The sequence below is a fragment of the Brevibacillus sp. DP1.3A genome (assembly GCF_013284245.2).
Classification (GTDB): domain Bacteria; phylum Bacillota; class Bacilli; order Brevibacillales; family Brevibacillaceae; genus Brevibacillus.
In genome coordinates, this window is sequence record NZ_CP085876.1 from 5,025,539 (window position 1) to 5,044,218 (window position 18,680).

An 18,680-nucleotide genomic window follows, 5' to 3' on the forward strand; every position below is an offset into this window, starting at 1 on the left:
TCTTTTTTTATGTCAGTTTGTATCATACTCTTGGTTCAAGAACAAGTTGAAAGGGTGGTTACTGTGTACATTCCTAAGCAATATCGGATGAATCATGACGAGGCAGTTCAAATGATGAAGTCTAACCCGTTTGCCCTATTGATTACGGTTGATGAACATCGCCCGTTGGCTACGCATATTCCGTTGGAAATTCGTGAAGAGGAAGGGAAAATCTATGCGACTGGGCACATCGCATACGGAAACACGCAGAAGAAAACGTTGGATAACAATAGAGAAGTTTTGCTTATTTTTCAAGGACCGCACGCTTACATTTCGTCAAGCTGGTATGAGAGTGAACAAGTTCCCACATGGGACTATCTCGCTGTACATGCGTATGGGACAGCACGTATCCTCACGAAGGATGAACTGAAATCGGCTTTGGATTCTATGCTTACACACTATGAATCTCACCGAGAAAATGGTCGGCTCTGGGAGACCTTCAATCCTGAGTTGCTTGAGAGAGAAATGAAAGGAATCGTTGGTTTTGAGATTGAAATCACCTCTATTCAAGGGGCAGCCAAAATGAGCCAAAATCGCAACAACACCGATTATCAATCGATTGTGGCAGAGCTTGAAAAATCAAGTGATCAAGGGGAAATTCAGGTTGCTCAGTGGATGCGTGAGCAACGGAAAGAGTTATTTAAATGATCAGCCTATAGAACGGCTTCCGAAATTCCAAAGGCCCCTCCAAAACATAATAAGTGAAATGAAACGGAGAGATAGTTATGACTAGATTTATCATTGAAGATGATTTTTGGTCGTTATTTCCGCATGCAAAAATAGGCATCGTGATTTGCCAAGGAATTGATAATTCAATTAGGGACGTTGAAAAATACGAGAAGCTGCTGCAGGAGGCAGAGAAAGAAGCGCATAAATTCTTACGTCTAGAGGAATTCAGTAGTAATCCTGTTATTTCCGTTTGGCGAGAAGCTTTTCAGAAATTCAAGACTAAGAAAGGGGCAAGGTGTTCCATTGAAGCTTTATTAAAAAGAGTGAAAAATGGCAATCCGATCGGAACAATAAACCCGCTTGTTGACATCTATAATTCCATTTCATTGCGTTATGGGCTTCCGTGTGGTGGAGAAGATATCGATACTTTTGTAGGCGATATTCGGCTAACACAAGCAAACGGTAACGAACCGTTTATCCCATTGGGACAGGATGAAAATGCTTCGCCATATGAAGGGGAAATTGTTTATAAAGATGATGACGGTGCCATCTGCAGATGCTGGAATTGGCGTGAAGCTCAGCGGACGATGCTAACAGAAAATACGAAAAATGCATTCCTCTGTATTGAATTAATAGATGAAACAAGAATCGATGAATTCCATATGGCGCTAAAAGAATTGTCTGATTTAGTGCCACATCATCTTGGCGGTATGGTGAAGATGGAAGTGTTAGATATCAATCTTAAGGAAATGACCATCTTTGGTTAAACAAACGGCAGCCAAATGCACTGGCTGCCATTCTTTGTGTTTATGAAACGATCGATGCCCGTTCGCTCAACAACCATATCCTGACTTTAGAACATTCCATTCTCATTGGGGGAATCATCCGGTATGGGCTGGCCTACATCCCACAATTCAATGATTTGGTCGTTATGAAAACGGAAGATATGGACTACAGCTCCCCCAAGATCCTCTTGGTTTTGCTTCACATGGGAATGAACCGCAACGATCTCCCCCTCTTCGATGGCACGTTTCACTTCGAGAGTCTTATGAGGATTCTTTGCGGCGTTCTCTTCCATTGCGAGCATAAGCGAATGAGCATCGCCACGGAAAAAGGGATTATGGTGGCGGAAATTCGGACCAGTGTGTCTTTGGTATGCTTCTCGCACATTCCCCGACGCTACCAGTTGCAAAAACGACACCGCATTCTCTTTGAGAGAAGTCTTCATACCAAATCATCCTTTCTTTAATAAGATACCCGTTCATACAACACGTCTATCTATGCCCAACTTTTTGCACTTTTTAACTCCCCTCGTACGTCCTCCTCGTCACTTGCTATGCTTTTAATCTTGCCATTCGTATTTACTATTTCTTCTGTGTACCCAATTAACCTTTTTCCCACATCCGTTATTCAACCGCTCATCTTGCCTGCTGCGTTGAGGTATAATAGTTCAAAGAAAAGGGGGCGGAAAACTGTGGAGTGGTTAATCGGTCTGGCATGCAGCGTCGGAATTGCCGGAGCGGCTTATGCAAAACGGTCGCTGTCTGGTTCCGGCTTTTTGGCGGCAGTGATACTGGGCACCATGATGTACGCACTCGGAAGCCCTATCTGGTTCGGCTCCCTCATCGCTTTTTTTGTCTCGTCCACCTTATTGTCCAAGTGGAAAAAGCATAGAAAGCAAGAGGCCGAGCGCGGTTATGAGAAAACAGGGAGACGCGATGCTGGCCAGGTGCTCGCAAACGGCGGGCTCGGGCTCCTGTTATGTGTAGCAAATTGGGCGTGGCCGTATCCGCTATGGTGGTACGCGTTCCTCGGCGTGATGGCGGCGGTCACAGCCGATACATGGGCGACAGAAATCGGCGGCTTAAGCCGGAAGCCTCCGAGATCGATCAAGACGGGTCAGCGTGTTCCGCCCGGCACTTCTGGCGGTATTTCTGGCCTGGGCATGGGTGCTTCGCTGGCTGGTGGACTATTTATCGGCGTTGTAGCGTGGTTGCTGCTTGCAATTCCCGGGCAACCCGCGCCGGATGTGATCACACCTGCCCTTAGACTGGCAGCCTGGATCGGCATAGCAGGACTGGCGGGCATGATAGGGTCACTGGTTGATTCGTGGATCGGTGCGACATGGCAGCAAATGTACCGTTGCGGCGCTTGCGGTCGTGAAATCGAGCAGGCTCGTCACTGCGGCAAACCAGCCGTGCGAATCCGCGGCCGCACTGGTTGGAACAACGATGCCGTCAATGTCGTTGGCTCACTTGCAGGTGGTGCTTTCGCCGTCTTATTGGCGCTGGCAATTGGCTAATCGTTTGACATATAAAGAAACGGAAAGACTTCGTATCACAAAAACGATACTGAGTTTTTCCGTTTCTTTATTTTGGGACACAAGTCTAGGCTATTTTCGTCACTTTCTTCGCGTTCTGTACCATTTTTGAGACGCACGCCCAAAGTATGAAGCCAACCAGGAGAAAGCCGACATTCATGCTGATGACGCCTCCCCATCCGTATGCGGACCAAAACAATCCTCCGATTGTTCCTCCTACACTTGAGCCCGTATAGTAGAAAAATAAGTACAAGGAAGAGGCCTGTGCTTTGTTCTGTAAAGCAAGCTGTCCTACCCAGCTGCTTGCAACGGCATGAGCTCCAAAAAATCCAAAAGTAAAAAATCCAAGTCCTCCTATTTTTAGAATGAGATTCGCTTCCCACGTCAAGCAGACGCCGATCAATGCGAGAATCAAGCTTATGAATAATAGCTTTTGCTTACCATGACGATCTATTAATTTTCCTATCCAGACAGAGCTGAACATTCCGATGATCATAATTAAAAATGTCCAACTTATAAATGTTTGGCTGAGTGAATAGGGCTTTTCGAGCAATACATAAGCGATGTAATTGAACAGCGCTACATTACTCCCTAAAAGTATAAAGCCGATGACAAATAAACAAATGAGACTTGGAGCCTTTAGATGGTCTATTAAAGACAGACCTAATTTTCTAATTACGAATGGGCGTGCTTTGAAATTTTGTGACGGTGGTAAGGCGTTCCAAAAAATCAGTGTGGCAGCCAAACTGATGAGACCAATCCCCCCTATTGCGATCTGCCAGCCGAAGTAGTCACTCATCATTCCAGAGAAAACCCTGCCAAACACAGCCCCAATGGAATTGCCGCATATATAGAGACCCATAGCCGCTCCCAAACTTTTGGATTCGATTTCTTCTCCGAGATAGGCCATTGCGATGGAGGGTAAACCGGCCAATGAAATTCCTTCAATCGTTCGCAATACTAGGAGAACATGAAAATTCGAACTAAATGCTGTGAGAATACAAAACACAGACGAAGCGAGCATGGAAACGATCATGATTGGCTTGCGTCCCCATACTTCTGACAGCGACCCAAAAATGAGCATACTGATGGCAAGAACCATCGTTGTAATGGAGAGGGAAAAGCTTGCTGTCGTTGGACTAACCGAAAATTCTTTTGAAAATTCCGGCATTAAAGGCTGTACGCAGTAAAGAATAGCAAACGTATTGAAACCAGCAGCAAAAAAAGCAAAGCTGGTTTTGCGGAAGAGTGGCGTGCCTTGTTGTATCATGTGATCACCATATCATTTCAGGATGATTATGGTTTCATGGTATCACCATTTATCTATGATGTATAATTCATTATAATCATGTTTTTCATGCATTTATGTAATGAAAAATCCGAACGGAAAGTGGTGCTTTCGAATGGAATGGCAACAATTTGAATATTTTCAGACACTGGCAAGAATCCAACACGTGACACATGCTGCCAAAGCTCTCTCGATTTCCCAGTCTGCCCTTAGTCGTTCGATTGCCCGATTTGAGGATGAAGTAGGCGTGCCCTTATTTGACCGTCAGGGACGTTCGATACGGCTCAATAAATATGGTCATCTCTTTTTAAAGCGAGTCGAAAATATGATGAAGGAATTCCATGAAGGAAAACAAGAAATCATGGATTTACTTGATCCAGATAAGGGTGAAGTGTCTCTTGGGTTTCTGCACACGCTAAGTACCAGTCGTATCCCTGATTTACTTGCTTCTTTTCGCTCCCACTACCCAAACATTCATTTTCGCCTCGGACAAGGTCCCTCCCATACGCTTATGAATCAGTTGCAAGGAGGAGAATTTGATCTTTGTCTACTTGCTCCTATGGATATGAAATCTCCCTTTGTATGGAAGCCGCTTTGGAATGAAGAACTTTTTGTAATTGTCCCCAAAGACCACAAATATGCAAATCGTCCCTCGATTACTTTGGAAGAGATTGCAGATGAAGCATTTATTCATTTAAAAGAAGGGTACTCCCTTCGTATCACCGTCGAGCAATTGTTTCAAGAAGCTGGCATTACACCTCCGATTACATTTGAAGGCGAAGAAGCAGACACCGTTGCAGGACTGGTCGCTGCTGGGCTAGGAATCTCCCTTTTGCCCAATTTAAAGGGCACGGACCAGAGTAAGATCACACAAATCCCTGTCAAAAGCCCGAAGTGCCAACGGACAATTGGAATTGCTTGGGTAGAAGGGAGATATTTATCACCTGCCACTGAAAAATTCAAACAATTTGTTATGAACCATGCCTGCGATTTTGAATAGGGATGAGTGAATCTACGACTCCCCCGCTTGCCTTGATTCCCGTCGCCAACTTCTAAGTACCAAAGACAATGAGATTGTCGTGAGGATAATGCCAAGCGCTTGCAAACCCTCGGCGCTAAACTTATCTCCCATTACAATGCTTATCAACAACGAGGAGAGAATGGTTCCCAGGTATCTGGATGTTTGAAATAATCCGGATGCTACTCCGATGATTTCTTTTGGAGAGCTTTTGAACAAGGCTGCTTGCATTCCGACATTGTTTAACCCGTTGCTAATACCGAATGCTGCTAACGCCACACACACACTGATCACATGTGAATCTTGATTGAACGTCACGAGCCACAATGACCCAAATGTCATAAGCATGGCGGATGCGAACAATGCCGGCCGAGGTCCTGATTGATCAATCCATCTTCCTGCTATTGGAGACACAACGAGTGAGCATAAACCTAAGCTGAGCATGAGCATTCCTGTATGGAACTCGCTGACATGACGAACCATTTGCAAGTAGGACGGAAGCCCGAAAAAGAGCGAATAAAAAAGGACGTTAACGAGCATGAATTCAATATTGACCCACGTCATCGCAGGATACTTGGCGAATGTCCGTAGAGGAATAAACGGAGACGTCGTTTTTAACTCATGTCGTACGAAAGCCCCCAGTGTAACGAGGCCGATCCCTCCAACCACGATATGCCACCATGTGACATGCCCCGATGATTTTGCTGACAGTAATCCAATGAGCAGTGCAACCAGACCCACTGCGAAGAGCATGATCCCTGTTGCATCAATCAGCTCCAACCATTTTCGAAAGGACATGTTATGTGCAACAGATGCTGCCGATTCATCCTTTGGAATCATCTTCCAGGCTAACAGTAAGCTCGCCACCACGAACGGAATATTAATGAGAAAGATAGCAGACCAATCCCAATAATGAATCAATACCCCTCCGATAAAAGGTCCAATTGCTGCTGCTCCGGATAGGAATATGGACAGTACGGAAAGCGCAGTCGCTTGTTTCTCCGTAATATGAATTCGTACAATGGCCATTCCAACCGCAACCATCATGCTTGTTCCGATCGATTGCACAATTCGGAACACAATGAGCCACCCAAAGCTTGGTGATAATGGAGCCAATAATGAAGCAACGAAAGATACGACAAGCCCGGTAAGAAATATCTTCTTACGACCGAACAAATCGCTTGCCTTTCCCATGACAGGCTGAGCGATCGCACTCGCAATGTAAAACGAGAAAATAATCCACGAAACAACAGTGAAGTCAAGACGGTACACATTTTGCAGCCTTGCAATCGCAACAGAAATCATCGAAGAATTTAATGGGTTCAATAATATCCCCAGTCCAACGGAAATCATCAACCACCTGTTGTGAGTCCCCATTTTCATCCCCCCTTAAAGCGTTTTGATGATATCGTACTGGAAATCAAACATTTACTCCAACGCATTTCATGTTATGATTTCATAGATTGAAAGGAATGAATGGAGGAGCTACATGGAACTTCTTCAATTGCAATACTTTCTTACGGTAGCTCGTATGGAGCATATGACCGAAGCTGCGAGAAGTCTGCATGTGACCCAATCGTCTCTAAGCAAAACGATTCAACGATTAGAGGAGGATCTGGGAGTCCCGCTCTTTGATCGAAAAGGGAGAAAGCTACGTCTGAATGAGTTCGGAAGCAAATTCCTTTGCCGTGTGGAAAGAGCTTTATTTGAATTAGAACAGGGGAAGCTAGAGCTTAGCGATTTGTCCAACCCGGAACATGGCACACTTGAATTGGCGGTGACAACTGCAAGCACGCTGCCCAATATCCTTCGCGAGTTTCGGAAAAAGCGGCCCGATATCCAATTCCATGTACAAATGCTCACCACGCAGGAAATGGTTACGCTTCTTCATAGAGGAGAGGTCGATTTTTGCTTGTCCTCCCCTCCGATACAAGACGATGACATTGAATGTCAAATCGTCTTCATTGACCCTATCCTCGTAGCTGTTCCAAGGGGACATCGACTAGCAGACCGAAGTATCGTATCTTTGACAGAACTGAAGGATGAATCGTTTGTCGGTGTAAAGAAAGGGTACGGTACACGCGATTTCGTAGACGCTATATGCAAGTCAGCTGGATTCGCACCTACATATGTGTATGAGGGAGATGAACCTGCAAGGCTAATCCAGCTGGTGGAAGCAGAAATTGGCATAGCCTTCATACCAAGCACAGCAAGAGATTCTCGTGAACAAATCAAGTATCTCCAAGTAGAAAATCACGAATTGGTACGGGAAATCGCATTATTATGGCACAGGAGTCGGTACATTTCGCGAGCCGCTCAAGAATTCCGTGAGGTTGTTGTCGATTATTTTGGGGATGTATGCAAACTTGAGAGGTGATAAATCATGAAACTTCACGATTGTCCTACTTGTAGTACCAACAGTCAAGAATGTATGATCGTCATCGAGAATGCGTTGCACCCTACAGCTGAGAGATTAACGTGCAGGATATGTTCCTGGAGCGGCAAGTGGTCGGACATGAAAGTGCGCGAGATCCCAGACGAACCAATCCCGGGCGTCGAACCGATTACCGACTATGGTGTGCTACATTCAGATCAAATTCGACTTCGATATACAGGAGGTTGTTGCCCTCATTGTGGGGGCGATGATCCTTTATGCTGGTGCCATGCATTTTAGGTGCAGGCATAACCCACTAGCTGAACAAAAAAACAGACACGTCACATTCGCGTGTCTGTTTTTGTGGAGGCTACAGGCGCCTTTAGGATAATTCGATCATCTTCCAGCTCGATTCGGAGCTTGCCGTCCGCCTGGATCGCCTGGAGGTACTCCATTGGGATCTGGAGCCTCCCCACCTGATCAAGCACAGCTAGTTCCTCATGAGTGTCCTCGTTAGCTGACTCATCCGAAGACTCGGAAGTGTTTTCTTCCGTTCCTTTTCGCCGCAACAACTCGCTGGACGTTTTCCCATCCCTAATGGCTACGACACGATCGACTTTGCGTGCCAGCTCCAAGTCATGAGTCACGATGACGACGGTTAGCCCAAACGAACGGTTCAGCTCTTGAAACAAATCGAGAATGATAGCTGCCGTTCGAGTGTCTACACTGCCAGTCGGTTCATCTGCCAAAAGCAGCTTGGGCTCGTTCGCCAACGCGATCGCGATGGCTACCCGTTGTTGCTCCCCGCCGGAAAGTTCGCTCAGCTTGTTCTTTTTTCGGTGGCCCAGCCCCACGAGTTCCAACAACTCGTGGGCGCGCTCCCTTTTTCGCTTGCCCCTCAAAAGCATTGGCATCTCCACATTTTGCAGTGCGGATAGATACGGGATCAGATTGCGGGCGTTGTTCTGCCAGACAAAGCCTACGGTCTGCAAGCGATACTGAACCAGCTCGGAAGTCGTCAATCGAAATAAATCAGCTCCCGCGACGGAAAGTTTTCCTGCTGAAGGACGGTCCAGCCCTCCCAGCATGTTCAAAAGTGTTGATTTGCCACTGCCACTATTTCCAATGATCCCCATCAGCTCTCCGGTCTCTACACGCAAATCCAACCCTTGCAGCGCGACCACTTCTAGATCATTTGCCTTGTAGATTTTCACCAAATTTTCGCATACGATCATCTGATTAGTCCTCCCCCAGCTTTACGGCTTGATGGATCTGCATCCGTGACAGCAGAATACCAACGATCCCGATTCCGATAACCAGTGTCACGGCAATGAACGTATAAATGATTTGTTCATCTTGCAGCATCGAAATAACGGTAAAGGGAGGAACTTGCTTATCGGCATGTAAATAGAGACTAAGTGCAGGCAAAAACAGGCTATTTGCCAGCTTGCCCGCTGTCATTCCCATCGCAAAAGCGACGCCAAACGTCAAGAGTTGCTCCCATGCGAGTATGGCAAGAAGCTGTCTGAATGGCATTCCCATCGCGCGGAACACGCCGTATTGCAATTTTCTGGCTCCAAGTGTAAGCACCCAGTACAACACGTAGCCGATAAAGGTGACCAGCATGGAAAGCAGGAACCCAAGCGTCAGTGATCCGTTCAGCCCCAAATAAAAGGCGCTGTTTTTCGTCTGGATCACTTGCTGTTTGGCATTATTCAGCATGGCGAGCTTGACTCCCTCTTGTGACAGTCCCTTGTAAAGCGATTCAGAAGACGATCCCTCTTTCATTTTGATCCAAACCTCATACGGCTCCAGACGCATCTTGTCTTGCACAAACGGGAGATTGGCGACTGCCAAATACCGTTCTTCCATTCTGCTTCCATATGTGCTTTTTTCAGGCGCAGGATTCCATCCCGGCCAGTAATCCACGATAGCATACACAATCATTTCAACCCTGCGAGAATCCCCCCAACCGAGCAGGATGGTTTGTCCCTCCACCACGTGCAGCTTGTCAGCGAGGCTGCGAGACAACAATAGGGCATGCGGTTCTTTTGCTATCAAATTCAAATAATCGTGGAAGTGATGCGGAAGCAAGTCAGACTTCATCCAAGCGGTCTTAGCAAACTCTTTGGGCTCGATCCCCATCAAGGTGATGTCCTTCACAGGATCGCCACGAAAAGAAGCCTCCGCCAGGCCGTTCACAAAGACTTTTGTTGCATGCTCAACCTCAGGCAATCGACTGTACACTTCGAAATCCGGCTCTACAAACTGAATGGGAGGAGCTGCAGGCGCTTGTTCCACTTCTGCTTCCTCACCTTCTTCCGCATTCCTTCCTCCCCGATAGACCGTTACTTCCGGTTTGTCGCTCTGCCACTCTGCCTTCAAACGAATATCCGCGCCGATATGGTAACGAATTCTCTCCTCTGCATTTTGATTGATCGTCCGTGCCATGCTTGCACTGAACATTCCTACTGCGACCGTAATCGTCACAAACAGCATGAGAAAATGATACTGTCGTGGAGCTCTCCCTACCTGAACCAGCGTCGTATGCAGAGAAAGCGGGAAGAAGGAACGTCCTGCCCAAGACATCAGACGCAGGAGCCACGGGTATAATCGGAGAAGCAGTAGGCCAAGACCGAGCGAAAACAGAACGGGCACAAAAAAGAGAAGGAAATCGATCGAGATGGCCGTAGCCCCTTCGCTCGTTTTTGCTGCGGTTTCAGCGGCGTTTTGATAGGAATACCATCCATACCACGATATCGCAAGCAGCAATACATCGAAAAACAGCCGGTGCCAAATGGCGGATCCACTCATTCTCGCCATGTTTTGTTTGTGCGTGACGATATTTTGCCTGGTTGCCAGAAACACAGAAATCAAAACAAGTGTGATACAAGCAACCACCATCCACGCTGCATACACGAACACTTCCGGACTGATCGTGACATCCAAACCTTTGCGATCGACAAATTCGAGAAATCCATTCGAGACGCCAAGTATCTTACTAAGCTGAATCCCCACAAAGGGACCGATCAAGAAGGCGCATAACCCAAGAATGGCCATCTCCATAAAATAAATAGAAAAAATCTGCATTCTGCTGGCTCCCCTGCTGCCCAGCACTGCGATTTCCGTTCGTTGCCTTTCCACAATTAATCCCGAAACCATCACGAGATAAAGGCCCAGCATAATGAAAATGGGGATGTAGAGAGACCAGAGAATGGTTTTGAATTGCTTCTCTTGCTCATTGTACTTGCCCACAAGACTAGCCGCCGGAAACTGAACGTCGATTTCCGCTTTTTTCAATCCATGCTGTTGCAGCTTCCCTTCGATTCCGGCCACCAATGAATTCAGCTTCTCTGTATCACTGATCCGAAATGATTGATAGTGAAAGGCCGTATACATCTGGGTTGAAATGACTAGATTTTTCTCTTCCAAAAACACACTCCGAAAAAGCCGTTCATCCAATACGAAGCCACTGGAGTATTCACTAGTCGAAGCAAACCAATAAGGATCGTTCCCCTCTTTTTCCTTGAAAACACCGACTGGCTTGATTCGCACCTTGAGTCCTTCTACCTGGATCGTGGTCAGCTCATACAAGCTGCCTAGCACCATCCGGCGGTCCTTTAACGCTTTTTCCGTTACCAGCGCTTCGTACACGCCATCAACGGGGGTTGCAGCAGGCAGGCGACCGTCGACAAGCGTCATATGCTGCGCAAGTCCGCTCAGCGAATAGATCCGCGAACTGTCGGAACTGACCGTGCTCTTCGGCTGTATGTTTTCTTGAATAGCATTAAACGGAATGGTCCGCAAAACGGTCACTTCTGCATACACCGGGACATCCAGTTGAGCGATTACTTCGTTTTGCAGATGAGCGGTCATTTCGTCTACAAGAGCCGCCCCATTCTTTCCCAGTTTGTTTTGATTGACCCCAATCAGTAAGCCACCAGGGAAGCGGTTCACATTCTTCTGGTATTCCTCCAAATCCTTGGTCAACATGCGTTGGAGTACCCCTGACGTGAATGCGGGTATACTCGATACCAATCCGACAGCGACGACCAGCCCGATCAACAGACTGCCGACCAGCCAGCGGTTATTCATCATTTTCCGCAAGATCATTTGCAGCATCGCCACGAAATTGTCCCCCTATTCCAAAATAACCAGTTGGCCTGCCGATAGACCTTTGCGAATCTCAACCTCCCTCTGGGTGATGATACCAGTCTCCACGTCCACTTCCTTCTTGCTATTCCCGTCGAGCACCCGAACGTACTTCCTACCTGATAATTCATGAAGTGCTTTTCTCGGTATAAAAAGCGTCTGATCCTGCTTGTCCACAATCACTTCAATACTAACTCCTGTCCCGATCTCCAAGCCCTTTGGAGGGATTTTCGGTGTAATGAGTAGACTTCTCTGATACAGCTTCGTCAAATCCTCTGGTAAATTGGATGGGACATGCAGGGGTGTCTGAACAACGGTCCCCTCGCCTTTTTCGCCGTCTTTGCCCGAGAGAATGACTTTCATCCCTTCCCTAACATCTTGCAGCGCCTCTTTCTCGGGAGCGGTATACACCACGAACAGCTTGTTCGGATCGCCTATGGTTACCAACTTTTGATGCGCCTCCACCTCATCCCCTACCTGTTGATTGCTTACGAAAAGCACGATTCCGTCAAAAGGCGAGATCAGCTTGGTCTCGGCCCAACGCTGTTGCAGGTTCTTCAGGTCCATCTCTTTTTGCTTCACGTTCAGCCTGGCACGCTCCACCACGTACTGCTGCTTCTTGGGATCCTGCAATTTCGCCAAGTCTAGCTTAACCTTTTCCAATTCGATCTTGGCTAGCTTGGTCTCGTCTACCTTGGCGTTCATCTCTGCCTTCAAAACGTCCAGCTTGGCGGATTCGACTTCGTAGTGATTATCCTGCTGGGCTTCAAGCAGCTCCAGCTTTGCCTTCTCCACTTCATACCGGGCCGACTCGATCGACCTCTCCATTTCAGCCGCATCCAATTCAGCAAGTACCTGTCCTTTTTTCACCTGATCGCCGCCTTGGACAGAGAACGACTTCAGCCGCAGTCCCTTCGTCTCTGGGAAAGAGAGCTCCGCCGTTTTCACGGTCGTGAAGGAGGCGTTTCCTTTCACACTTTTTACGATCGTCCCTTGTAAAACTTCTGCCACCTCGTATTTGATAGGCGAAGGCTCCACTAATGGCGGAGCCAGAACCTCCTCTTCCTTAGGGAATAGGGAACAGCCCGTCAACAAAAGGAAAACGCTCAAGTACGCCCATTTTATTTTGCTATTCCTTGATACGACCGTCCTCCAATTCATAGACATCGTCCGCCACCTCCATTACACCAGGATCATGTGTCGTCATGACAATACTCATAGCACCTTCATCGACCAGTTGGCGAAATAAACGGCTAATTTGCAGGCCCGTTTTACTATCCAGCTCAGCTGTCGGCTCATCCGCCAATAGTAGTGTCGGCCTGTTCGCAACAGCTCTGGCAATCGCACAGCGTTGCTGTTCTCCACCGGACATCTCAAACGGCCGATGATGTGCCCGTTTGGACAACCCAACGATATCCAGCGATTCGCGAACACGCTCCCTCCATTCGGCAGCAGGCACCCCTGACAGGCGGAGTCCAAACTCGACGTTTTCAGCGGCTGACATCAGCGGAAGCAAGCCAAACGACTGGAAGATAAATGCCATGTTTTTTTGCCTGATCTTCGTTCTCTCATGATCCGATAGCTGGCCGATTTCTCGTCCCTGAAAGTACACGCTTCCTGCCGTCGGACGATCGAGACCACCCAAAAGGTTTAATAGAGTCGTTTTTCCTGACCCTGATCTGCCTTTTAGTACGAGCAAACGTCCTGATTCTACACGCATTTTTACGCCCGCAAGCGCTCTGACGGCAGTTGCCCCTCTACCAAACGTGCGTTCTACGTTTTTTGTCTCTGCAATGAACGACAAAATGACACCCCCGAAAATATGTCTGAAAAATATGAGATTTATTAATAGTAACGCAAATGGAAACCATTGTTTAATAAAATTGGAATAAACTAAGATAAACGAAAATAAATTCCTCATTATGGAAACTATAACCACTTACAAAAAGAAAAAAGGCAAAACCCTGTGGTTCTGCCTTTTTACGCTTTCATTTTCGATTTTACAAAGCCCCAGAAACAACATTCCCACGGTACATGACCGCTTGACGCTTCGCACGGCGTGCAACTGCTTCTGCTGCCGAGGCTGCATGAACGAATACGATATCCGCCTCGTCGCCAACATTCGGCCACATGCGGTTGCCCTCTTTATCCAGCGGCGTTTTCCCACCTGTAATGAACCCCAGTGCTTGGGACAGGGAACGCTCATCCTGCATGCGGAAGCGCTCTGCCAAGCGACCTGCTTTTTCCAAGCTGTCACCTTGTCCAAATGGCGACCAGTGATCGGTAATACTGTCGTCTCCGAGAGAGACGGAGACACCTTTTTCATGCAGCAATGGAATGGGAATCGTCCCTCTGTTCACTGGTACAGTGGAAGTGATCGAAATGCCCAAGCCAGCAAGCATTTCAGCAACGTCACCTGCTTCTTCCAGGCTGATGTCAGCAAGGGAGTTGGCATGGCTGATGGTAACGCGACCTTGCCACCCTGCTTCTTCGGTCATTTTAGCCAGACGCTTGAATGTAAACACCCCGAGATGATCTGGGTCATGCAAATGAACGTCGATTGGTGCATTCGCTTCGACTGCCAGCTCAAAAATGGTAGCGAGCGATTTCTCGATGTTTTGATCCACTGTCGCCGGGTCTACACCACCAACGTAGGTCGCGCCCATCTTCAAGGCTTGACGGATGTTCTCCACTTGGTTGCTTCGCAGAAGACCTTGCTGCGGGAAGGCAACGACTTCGCACTGTAATCTGCCGCTAAAGGTCTCCAGTGCAGCCATAGTCGCTTCCAGGTTTTTAAGTCCGATGTACGGATCGATATTACAATGAGAGCGAATATGGGTGGAGCCTGCGGACAGCAGCAATTCCAGCATTTTTTCTGCGCGCTCTTGTGCTGTTGGCAATAGCTTCGGCATGAGCTGGCTCTCTTCTTCCAGTCGACCCAAGATGTTTTTTACTGGTGTCACGGCTTTCCAAGGACCGCCATAGTACGTTTTATCGATATGGATGTGCATATCCCTAAATGACGGCAGTGCCAACAAACCGCTGGCATCCTTCGTTGGCAGCTCGGTTTGTGGAGCAGCTCCACTCACGATCTGTGCAATTCGTCCGTCTTCTATTAATAGATGCGCCACTTCAGTATCTGTAGCAACCACCTTGTCATTTTCTTTGCGGTATCCGCTCTCCAAGCGGACGTTGGTAATCCAATAGGCTGTAGACATCTATCCATGACATCCTTTCTATTTAAAAGTAGTACTACCACTCACCTGCTACCCGGTTGCCTTGAAAAAGAACGACCTTGCGCTTCGCACGTCTCGCAACAGCTTCTGCTGAACATGTCGCTTCGACCGCCATCAGGCTCGCCTCATCTCCAGCCAATGGCCACAGGCGATTCCCGGTTTCGTCGAGAGTGATCCGCCCTTCTGTCACAAAGCCGAGTGCTACGCCTAACGATCTTTCATCCGTCAAGCGGAAGCGTTCAGCCAGTCGTCCTGCTTTTTCCAACAAGTCTCCGCTGCCAAAGGGTGTCCAGTTGTCTGTCAAGCTATCGTTGCCGAGCATGACCGCTACGCCTTCTTGATGCAGCAACGGAATCGGAATGGTCGGGCGATTGATCGGCACTGTCGATGCGATAGAGATACCAAGAGAGGCGAGTCGTTGCGCCATCTCTTTGGCTTCCTCCTGTGAAACATCGCCTAATCCCATCGCGTGGCTAATCGTGACACGTCCTTGCCAGTCTGCCTCTTCAGTCAGAGTAGCAAGGCGCTTCATCGTAAATACTCCGAGATGCCCCGGATCATGCAAATGCATGTCAATGTCGGCATCCGCTTCGACTGCCAGCTCTAGCATCGTTTGCAGAGAACGCTCGATGTCGCCGTCTACTCCACCTGGATCGACGCCGCCTACATGAGTGGCTCCTTGACGCAGTGCCTCACGTACCATGTCGCGCGCTTGTGTACGCAGCATGCCATAATGCGGGAAAGCAACGATTTCGTGGGAGACACGGTCTGCATACGTCTCAAACGCACTCTTCATTCCTTCCAAAAACCCAAGACCAACCTGTGGGTCCACATGACAATGCGTTCTTACATGCGTAACCCCTGTTTCCACCAGCGTCGAGAGAATATTTTCTGCTCCTGTCTGAGCCTGTTTGAGATACATCGGCAACAGCCCTCTGTCCTCAGTGTGGCGTTCGAACAAGTTTTTTACGGGAGTCGTTGCCTTCCATGGGCCGCCGTAATACGTTTTTTCCAGATGAATGTGCTTCTCGGCCATAGACGGCAAGATCAGTAAGCCCTTCGCGTCCTTTTTAGGCAGCCCATCCTCCAAAATTTCACTAGAAGGGACAATGCGTGTGATTTTTCCATGCTCAATGAGCAAATCGCACAGCTCTGTCCGCGTTCCACTGATCACGCCTTCTTCCCACTCATACCCGATTTCCAATCGAGCGTTGACGATCCAATAAGGAGAAGATTTCACCGGCTTTTCACCCCTCTTAAACGTTCACTTCATCCACTTGACCAGAAGCGAGATTGCCTTTGAAGAATACTGCGTGTCGATCTGCACGGCGCGCGATCGCTTCTGCCGAGCAGGTCGCATCCACGAGGATCAGGCTAGCGTCTTCGCCTTGTGCAGGCCACAGCTGTGTTCCGTTGGCATCCAACGTCGTTTTGCCACCTGTGATAAAACGCAGCGATTGAGATAGGGACAACTCATCCAGCCAACGATTGCGTTCTGCCAGTCGCCAGAGGCGCTCCAATACATCGCCATTTCCATATGGTTGCCACGTGTCAAAAATGTTGTCGCAGCCGACCGCAACGTCTACGCCATTTTGGTGCAACAGCTGCACAGGTGGAATGACGCGGCTAAATGGTACGCTGGTGATGATCGTGATGCCCGCTTCCCGCAGGATCGTCGCCATCTCCTCTGCTTCTGGCACAGGGATGTCTCCAAGCGCAAACGCATGGCTGATTGCTACGCGACCTTGCCAGCCAGCGTCTACGGTCATTGCAGCTAGTCGTTTCATTGTGTAGGTTCCCAAATGTCCTGGGTCATGCAAATGCAAGTCCACACCTGCGTTTGCTTCTACAGCCAGCTCCATCATTTGGTGCAAGGATTCTTCTATATCGCCATCCACATTAGCTGGGTCTACACCACCTACATGAGTCGCGCCTTGACGCAATGCCTCACGTAAGAGCGCTTTTGCATCTGTACGCAACAAGCCATGCTGCGGGAATGCCACGATCTCGTGGGTTACTCGATCCGCGTAGGTTGCTAATGCTGCTTTTACTGATTCCAAATTGGAGATTCCCACTTCCGGGTAAATGTCCACATGTGTACGTACGTGTGTCGAGCCATAGGACAAGAGGATCTCCAACAGATTCTCCGCACGCTCTTGTGTAGTTGTAGGCAATCCCGGCAGTGTACGTTTTTCAATTTCACAGCGTTCAATGATAGTAGACACAGGAATGACGGCCCGCCATGGTTCTCCCTGAAGCGTCTTGTCCAAATGAACATGCTTCTCTACGAAAGATGGGAGTGCCAATAAGCCTTTTGCATCCTTTTGCAAAATACCATCTGTAAGCTTCTCTGTCGCTGGTACAATACGCGCGAATTTTCCGTCTTTTACCAAAATGTGAAACAAGGATGCCTCTGTCCCCGTGACGACACCGTTTTCCCGACGGTAGCCCGTCTCCAAACGAACATTGGTCAACCAATAGGTAACGCCCATCCATTATCCACCCTCTCTTTGTCTCTCTCCATTCCTTTCTCCCCCATTATCTAGGAAGCTGGAAGACTTGATTTGCACAATCTTTACGTCTATTTTCACTATTTTTACGACTTGTTCAAATTGCCTTTACTTCGTACATTTTTCTGATAACTTTGACGTAAGCAAAGGAGGGGTTACACCATGAAGGTTGAGATCGCACCAACCAATCAAGCTCTTCCGCCGAAAGCAGCGGCTGCACGCCCTAGTAGATGGCGGACTTTTTACAGGAAATTACGAAAAAACAAACTCGCCATGGTAGGTGGCTGTATCGTGATTTTTTATATCGCGATTGCCCTGTTGGCACCATTCATCGCTCCCTACGATCCATATGAGATTGACTTGGTTAACAAGTTGAAGCCACCATCTGCTGAACACTGGATGGGTACCGATGACAAAGGTCGGGATGTAATGAGCCGTCTTTTATACGGAACACAGCTCTCGATGTCCGTCGGATTTGTCGCCGTCTTTATTGGTGCATTTTTCGGAATTATTCTCGGATTATTATCCGGTTATTACGGGGGCTGGGTAGATACAGTTATCTCCCGTATCATCGATGTCCTGCTCGCCTTCCCGGGAATCCTGCTTTCTTTGGCCATCGTAAGTGCTTTAGGGCCGAGTCTCTTTAATGTCATGGTCGCCGTCGGTATCTTCTCGATCCCTGTATTTGCACGGATTGTTCGCGGTTCTACCCTGACTGTGAAAAAGCTGGAATACATCGATGCGATCCGCTCACTCGGTGCTAATGACTTCACGATTATCTTTAGACACATTTTTCCAAACATTTTGTCTCCTATTATTGTACAGGCAACGATGCGCCTAGCTACTGCGATTCTTTCCGCCGCTGGCCTCTCGTTCCTCGGACTGGGAGCACAGCCTCCTCTGCCGGAGTGGGGCGCCATGCTCAGTAACGGACGCGACTTCTTGTTTACCGCTCCGCATCTGGCCATGTTCCCTGGTTTCGCTATTGCAACTCTTGTTCTCGGCTTCAACATCTTTGGGGACGGCCTCAGGGACGCTCTCGATCCACGAATGAAACAATAGGAGGGAATGCTA

16 protein-coding genes are annotated in these 18,680 nt (G+C 48.2%); 6 read left to right on the forward strand and 10 right to left on the reverse strand.

Translation table 11 applies throughout. The annotated features are described in order from the left end of the window. Positions 1–63: 63 nt before the first annotated feature. Both HP399_RS22985 and HP399_RS22990 read left to right on the forward strand, forming a co-directional pair. A complete protein-coding gene (locus HP399_RS22985) occupies positions 64–687 on the forward strand; it encodes an FMN-binding negative transcriptional regulator (RefSeq protein ID WP_173619148.1) in 624 nt (207 codons plus the stop codon). Positions 688–764: 77 nt separating this feature from the next. Further along, on the forward strand, positions 765–1,475 hold the full coding sequence (locus HP399_RS22990; RefSeq protein WP_173619149.1) for a B3/B4 domain-containing protein: 711 nt from the start codon (positions 765–767) through the stop codon (positions 1,473–1,475). A gap of 86 nt (positions 1,476–1,561) precedes the next feature. On the opposite strand, the gene HP399_RS22995 is transcribed toward HP399_RS22990, so the two are convergent. Next, complete coding sequence (locus HP399_RS22995; RefSeq protein WP_173619150.1) at positions 1,562–1,936, reverse strand: nuclear transport factor 2 family protein; 375 nt, start codon at positions 1,934–1,936, stop codon at positions 1,562–1,564. A 246-nt stretch (positions 1,937–2,182) separates the two neighbouring features. Between HP399_RS22995 and HP399_RS23000 the strand changes: the two genes are divergently transcribed. Then, positions 2,183–3,010, forward strand: a complete 828-nt coding sequence (locus HP399_RS23000) for a DUF92 domain-containing protein (RefSeq protein ID WP_173619151.1) — start codon at positions 2,183–2,185, stop codon at positions 3,008–3,010. 85 nt (positions 3,011–3,095) lie between these two features. On the opposite strand, the gene HP399_RS23005 is transcribed toward HP399_RS23000, so the two are convergent. After that, positions 3,096–4,298 (reverse strand): MFS transporter, encoded by a 1,203-nt coding sequence (locus HP399_RS23005; protein ID WP_173619152.1) that lies wholly within the window; start codon positions 4,296–4,298, stop codon positions 3,096–3,098. Between the two features lie 133 nt (positions 4,299–4,431). Here HP399_RS23005 and HP399_RS23010 point away from each other — a divergent pair, with 133 nt between their 5' ends. Then, positions 4,432–5,316 (forward strand): LysR family transcriptional regulator, encoded by an 885-nt coding sequence (locus tag HP399_RS23010; protein WP_173619153.1) that lies wholly within the window; start codon positions 4,432–4,434, stop codon positions 5,314–5,316. Positions 5,317–5,328: 12 nt separating this feature from the next. Here the strand turns inward: HP399_RS23010 and HP399_RS23015 are convergent, their stop codons facing one another. Continuing rightward, positions 5,329–6,711 carry an MFS transporter gene (locus HP399_RS23015; RefSeq protein ID WP_173619154.1) on the reverse strand — a complete coding sequence of 461 codons (1,383 nt, stop codon included), beginning with the start codon at positions 6,709–6,711 and terminating at the stop codon, positions 5,329–5,331. Positions 6,712–6,823: 112 nt separating this feature from the next. Here HP399_RS23015 and HP399_RS23020 point away from each other — a divergent pair, with 112 nt between their 5' ends. Continuing rightward, positions 6,824–7,711: a LysR family transcriptional regulator gene (locus HP399_RS23020; protein WP_173619155.1), complete on the forward strand. Its 888-nt coding sequence runs from the start codon at positions 6,824–6,826 to the stop codon at positions 7,709–7,711. Between the two features lie 338 nt (positions 7,712–8,049). On the opposite strand, the gene HP399_RS23025 is transcribed toward HP399_RS23020, so the two are convergent. The 7 genes from HP399_RS23025 to HP399_RS23055 form a co-directional block, all read right to left on the reverse strand. Further along, positions 8,050–8,943, reverse strand: coding sequence for an ABC transporter ATP-binding protein (locus HP399_RS23025; protein WP_173619156.1), 894 nt, complete (start codon positions 8,941–8,943; stop codon positions 8,050–8,052). A gap of 4 nt (positions 8,944–8,947) precedes the next feature. Next, entirely contained in the window at positions 8,948–11,830 is a 2,883-nt protein-coding gene (locus HP399_RS23030; RefSeq protein WP_217367707.1) for an ABC transporter permease, read from the reverse strand. Between the two features lie 18 nt (positions 11,831–11,848). After that, positions 11,849–13,027, reverse strand: coding sequence for an efflux RND transporter periplasmic adaptor subunit (locus tag HP399_RS23035; RefSeq protein WP_173619158.1), 1,179 nt, complete (start codon positions 13,025–13,027; stop codon positions 11,849–11,851). Continuing rightward, positions 12,990–13,664: an ABC transporter ATP-binding protein gene (locus HP399_RS23040; protein ID WP_106832967.1), complete on the reverse strand. Its 675-nt coding sequence runs from the start codon at positions 13,662–13,664 to the stop codon at positions 12,990–12,992. Before HP399_RS23040 ends, HP399_RS23035 begins: the two co-directional genes overlap by 38 nt. 196 nt (positions 13,665–13,860) lie before the next feature. Then, positions 13,861–15,078, reverse strand: a complete 1,218-nt coding sequence (locus HP399_RS23045) for an amidohydrolase family protein (protein ID WP_173619159.1) — start codon at positions 15,076–15,078, stop codon at positions 13,861–13,863. A 34-nt stretch (positions 15,079–15,112) separates the two neighbouring features. After that, entirely contained in the window at positions 15,113–16,336 is a 1,224-nt protein-coding gene (locus tag HP399_RS23050) for an amidohydrolase (RefSeq protein ID WP_173619160.1), read from the reverse strand. A gap of 16 nt (positions 16,337–16,352) precedes the next feature. Next, positions 16,353–17,588 (reverse strand): amidohydrolase, encoded by a 1,236-nt coding sequence (locus HP399_RS23055; RefSeq protein ID WP_173619161.1) that lies wholly within the window; start codon positions 17,586–17,588, stop codon positions 16,353–16,355. A gap of 180 nt (positions 17,589–17,768) precedes the next feature. Here HP399_RS23055 and nikC point away from each other — a divergent pair, with 180 nt between their 5' ends. Beyond that, positions 17,769–18,668 carry a nickel transporter permease gene (nikC, locus tag HP399_RS23060; protein WP_173619162.1) on the forward strand — a complete coding sequence of 300 codons (900 nt, stop codon included), beginning with the start codon at positions 17,769–17,771 and terminating at the stop codon, positions 18,666–18,668. The last annotated feature ends 12 nt before the right edge of the window (positions 18,669–18,680 follow it).

Excerpts from the sequence above, each read along its gene's own strand:
- HP399_RS23025 (WP_173619156.1), bottom strand. The coding sequence starts at position 8,943 with ATGATCGTATGCGAAAATTTGGTGAAAATCTACAAGGCAAATGATCTA.
- HP399_RS23030 (WP_217367707.1), bottom strand. The coding sequence starts at position 11,830 with ATGCTGCAAATGATCTTGCGGAAAATGATGAATAACCGCTGGCTGGTC.
- HP399_RS23035 (WP_173619158.1), bottom strand. The coding sequence starts at position 13,027 with ATGTCTATGAATTGGAGGACGGTCGTATCAAGGAATAGCAAAATAAAA.
- HP399_RS23015 (WP_173619154.1), bottom strand. The coding sequence starts at position 6,711 with ATGGGGACTCACAACAGGTGGTTGATGATTTCCGTTGGACTGGGGATA.
- HP399_RS22990 (WP_173619149.1), top strand. The coding sequence starts at position 765 with ATGACTAGATTTATCATTGAAGATGATTTTTGGTCGTTATTTCCGCAT.
- HP399_RS22995 (WP_173619150.1), bottom strand. The coding sequence starts at position 1,936 with ATGAAGACTTCTCTCAAAGAGAATGCGGTGTCGTTTTTGCAACTGGTA.
- HP399_RS23045 (WP_173619159.1), bottom strand. The coding sequence starts at position 15,078 with ATGTCTACAGCCTATTGGATTACCAACGTCCGCTTGGAGAGCGGATAC.
- HP399_RS23055 (WP_173619161.1), bottom strand. The coding sequence starts at position 17,588 with ATGGGCGTTACCTATTGGTTGACCAATGTTCGTTTGGAGACGGGCTAC.
- HP399_RS23010 (WP_173619153.1), top strand. The coding sequence starts at position 4,432 with ATGGAATGGCAACAATTTGAATATTTTCAGACACTGGCAAGAATCCAA.
- HP399_RS23020 (WP_173619155.1), top strand. The coding sequence starts at position 6,824 with ATGGAACTTCTTCAATTGCAATACTTTCTTACGGTAGCTCGTATGGAG.
- nikC (WP_173619162.1), top strand. The coding sequence starts at position 17,769 with ATGAAGGTTGAGATCGCACCAACCAATCAAGCTCTTCCGCCGAAAGCA.
- HP399_RS23005 (WP_173619152.1), bottom strand. The coding sequence starts at position 4,298 with ATGATACAACAAGGCACGCCACTCTTCCGCAAAACCAGCTTTGCTTTT.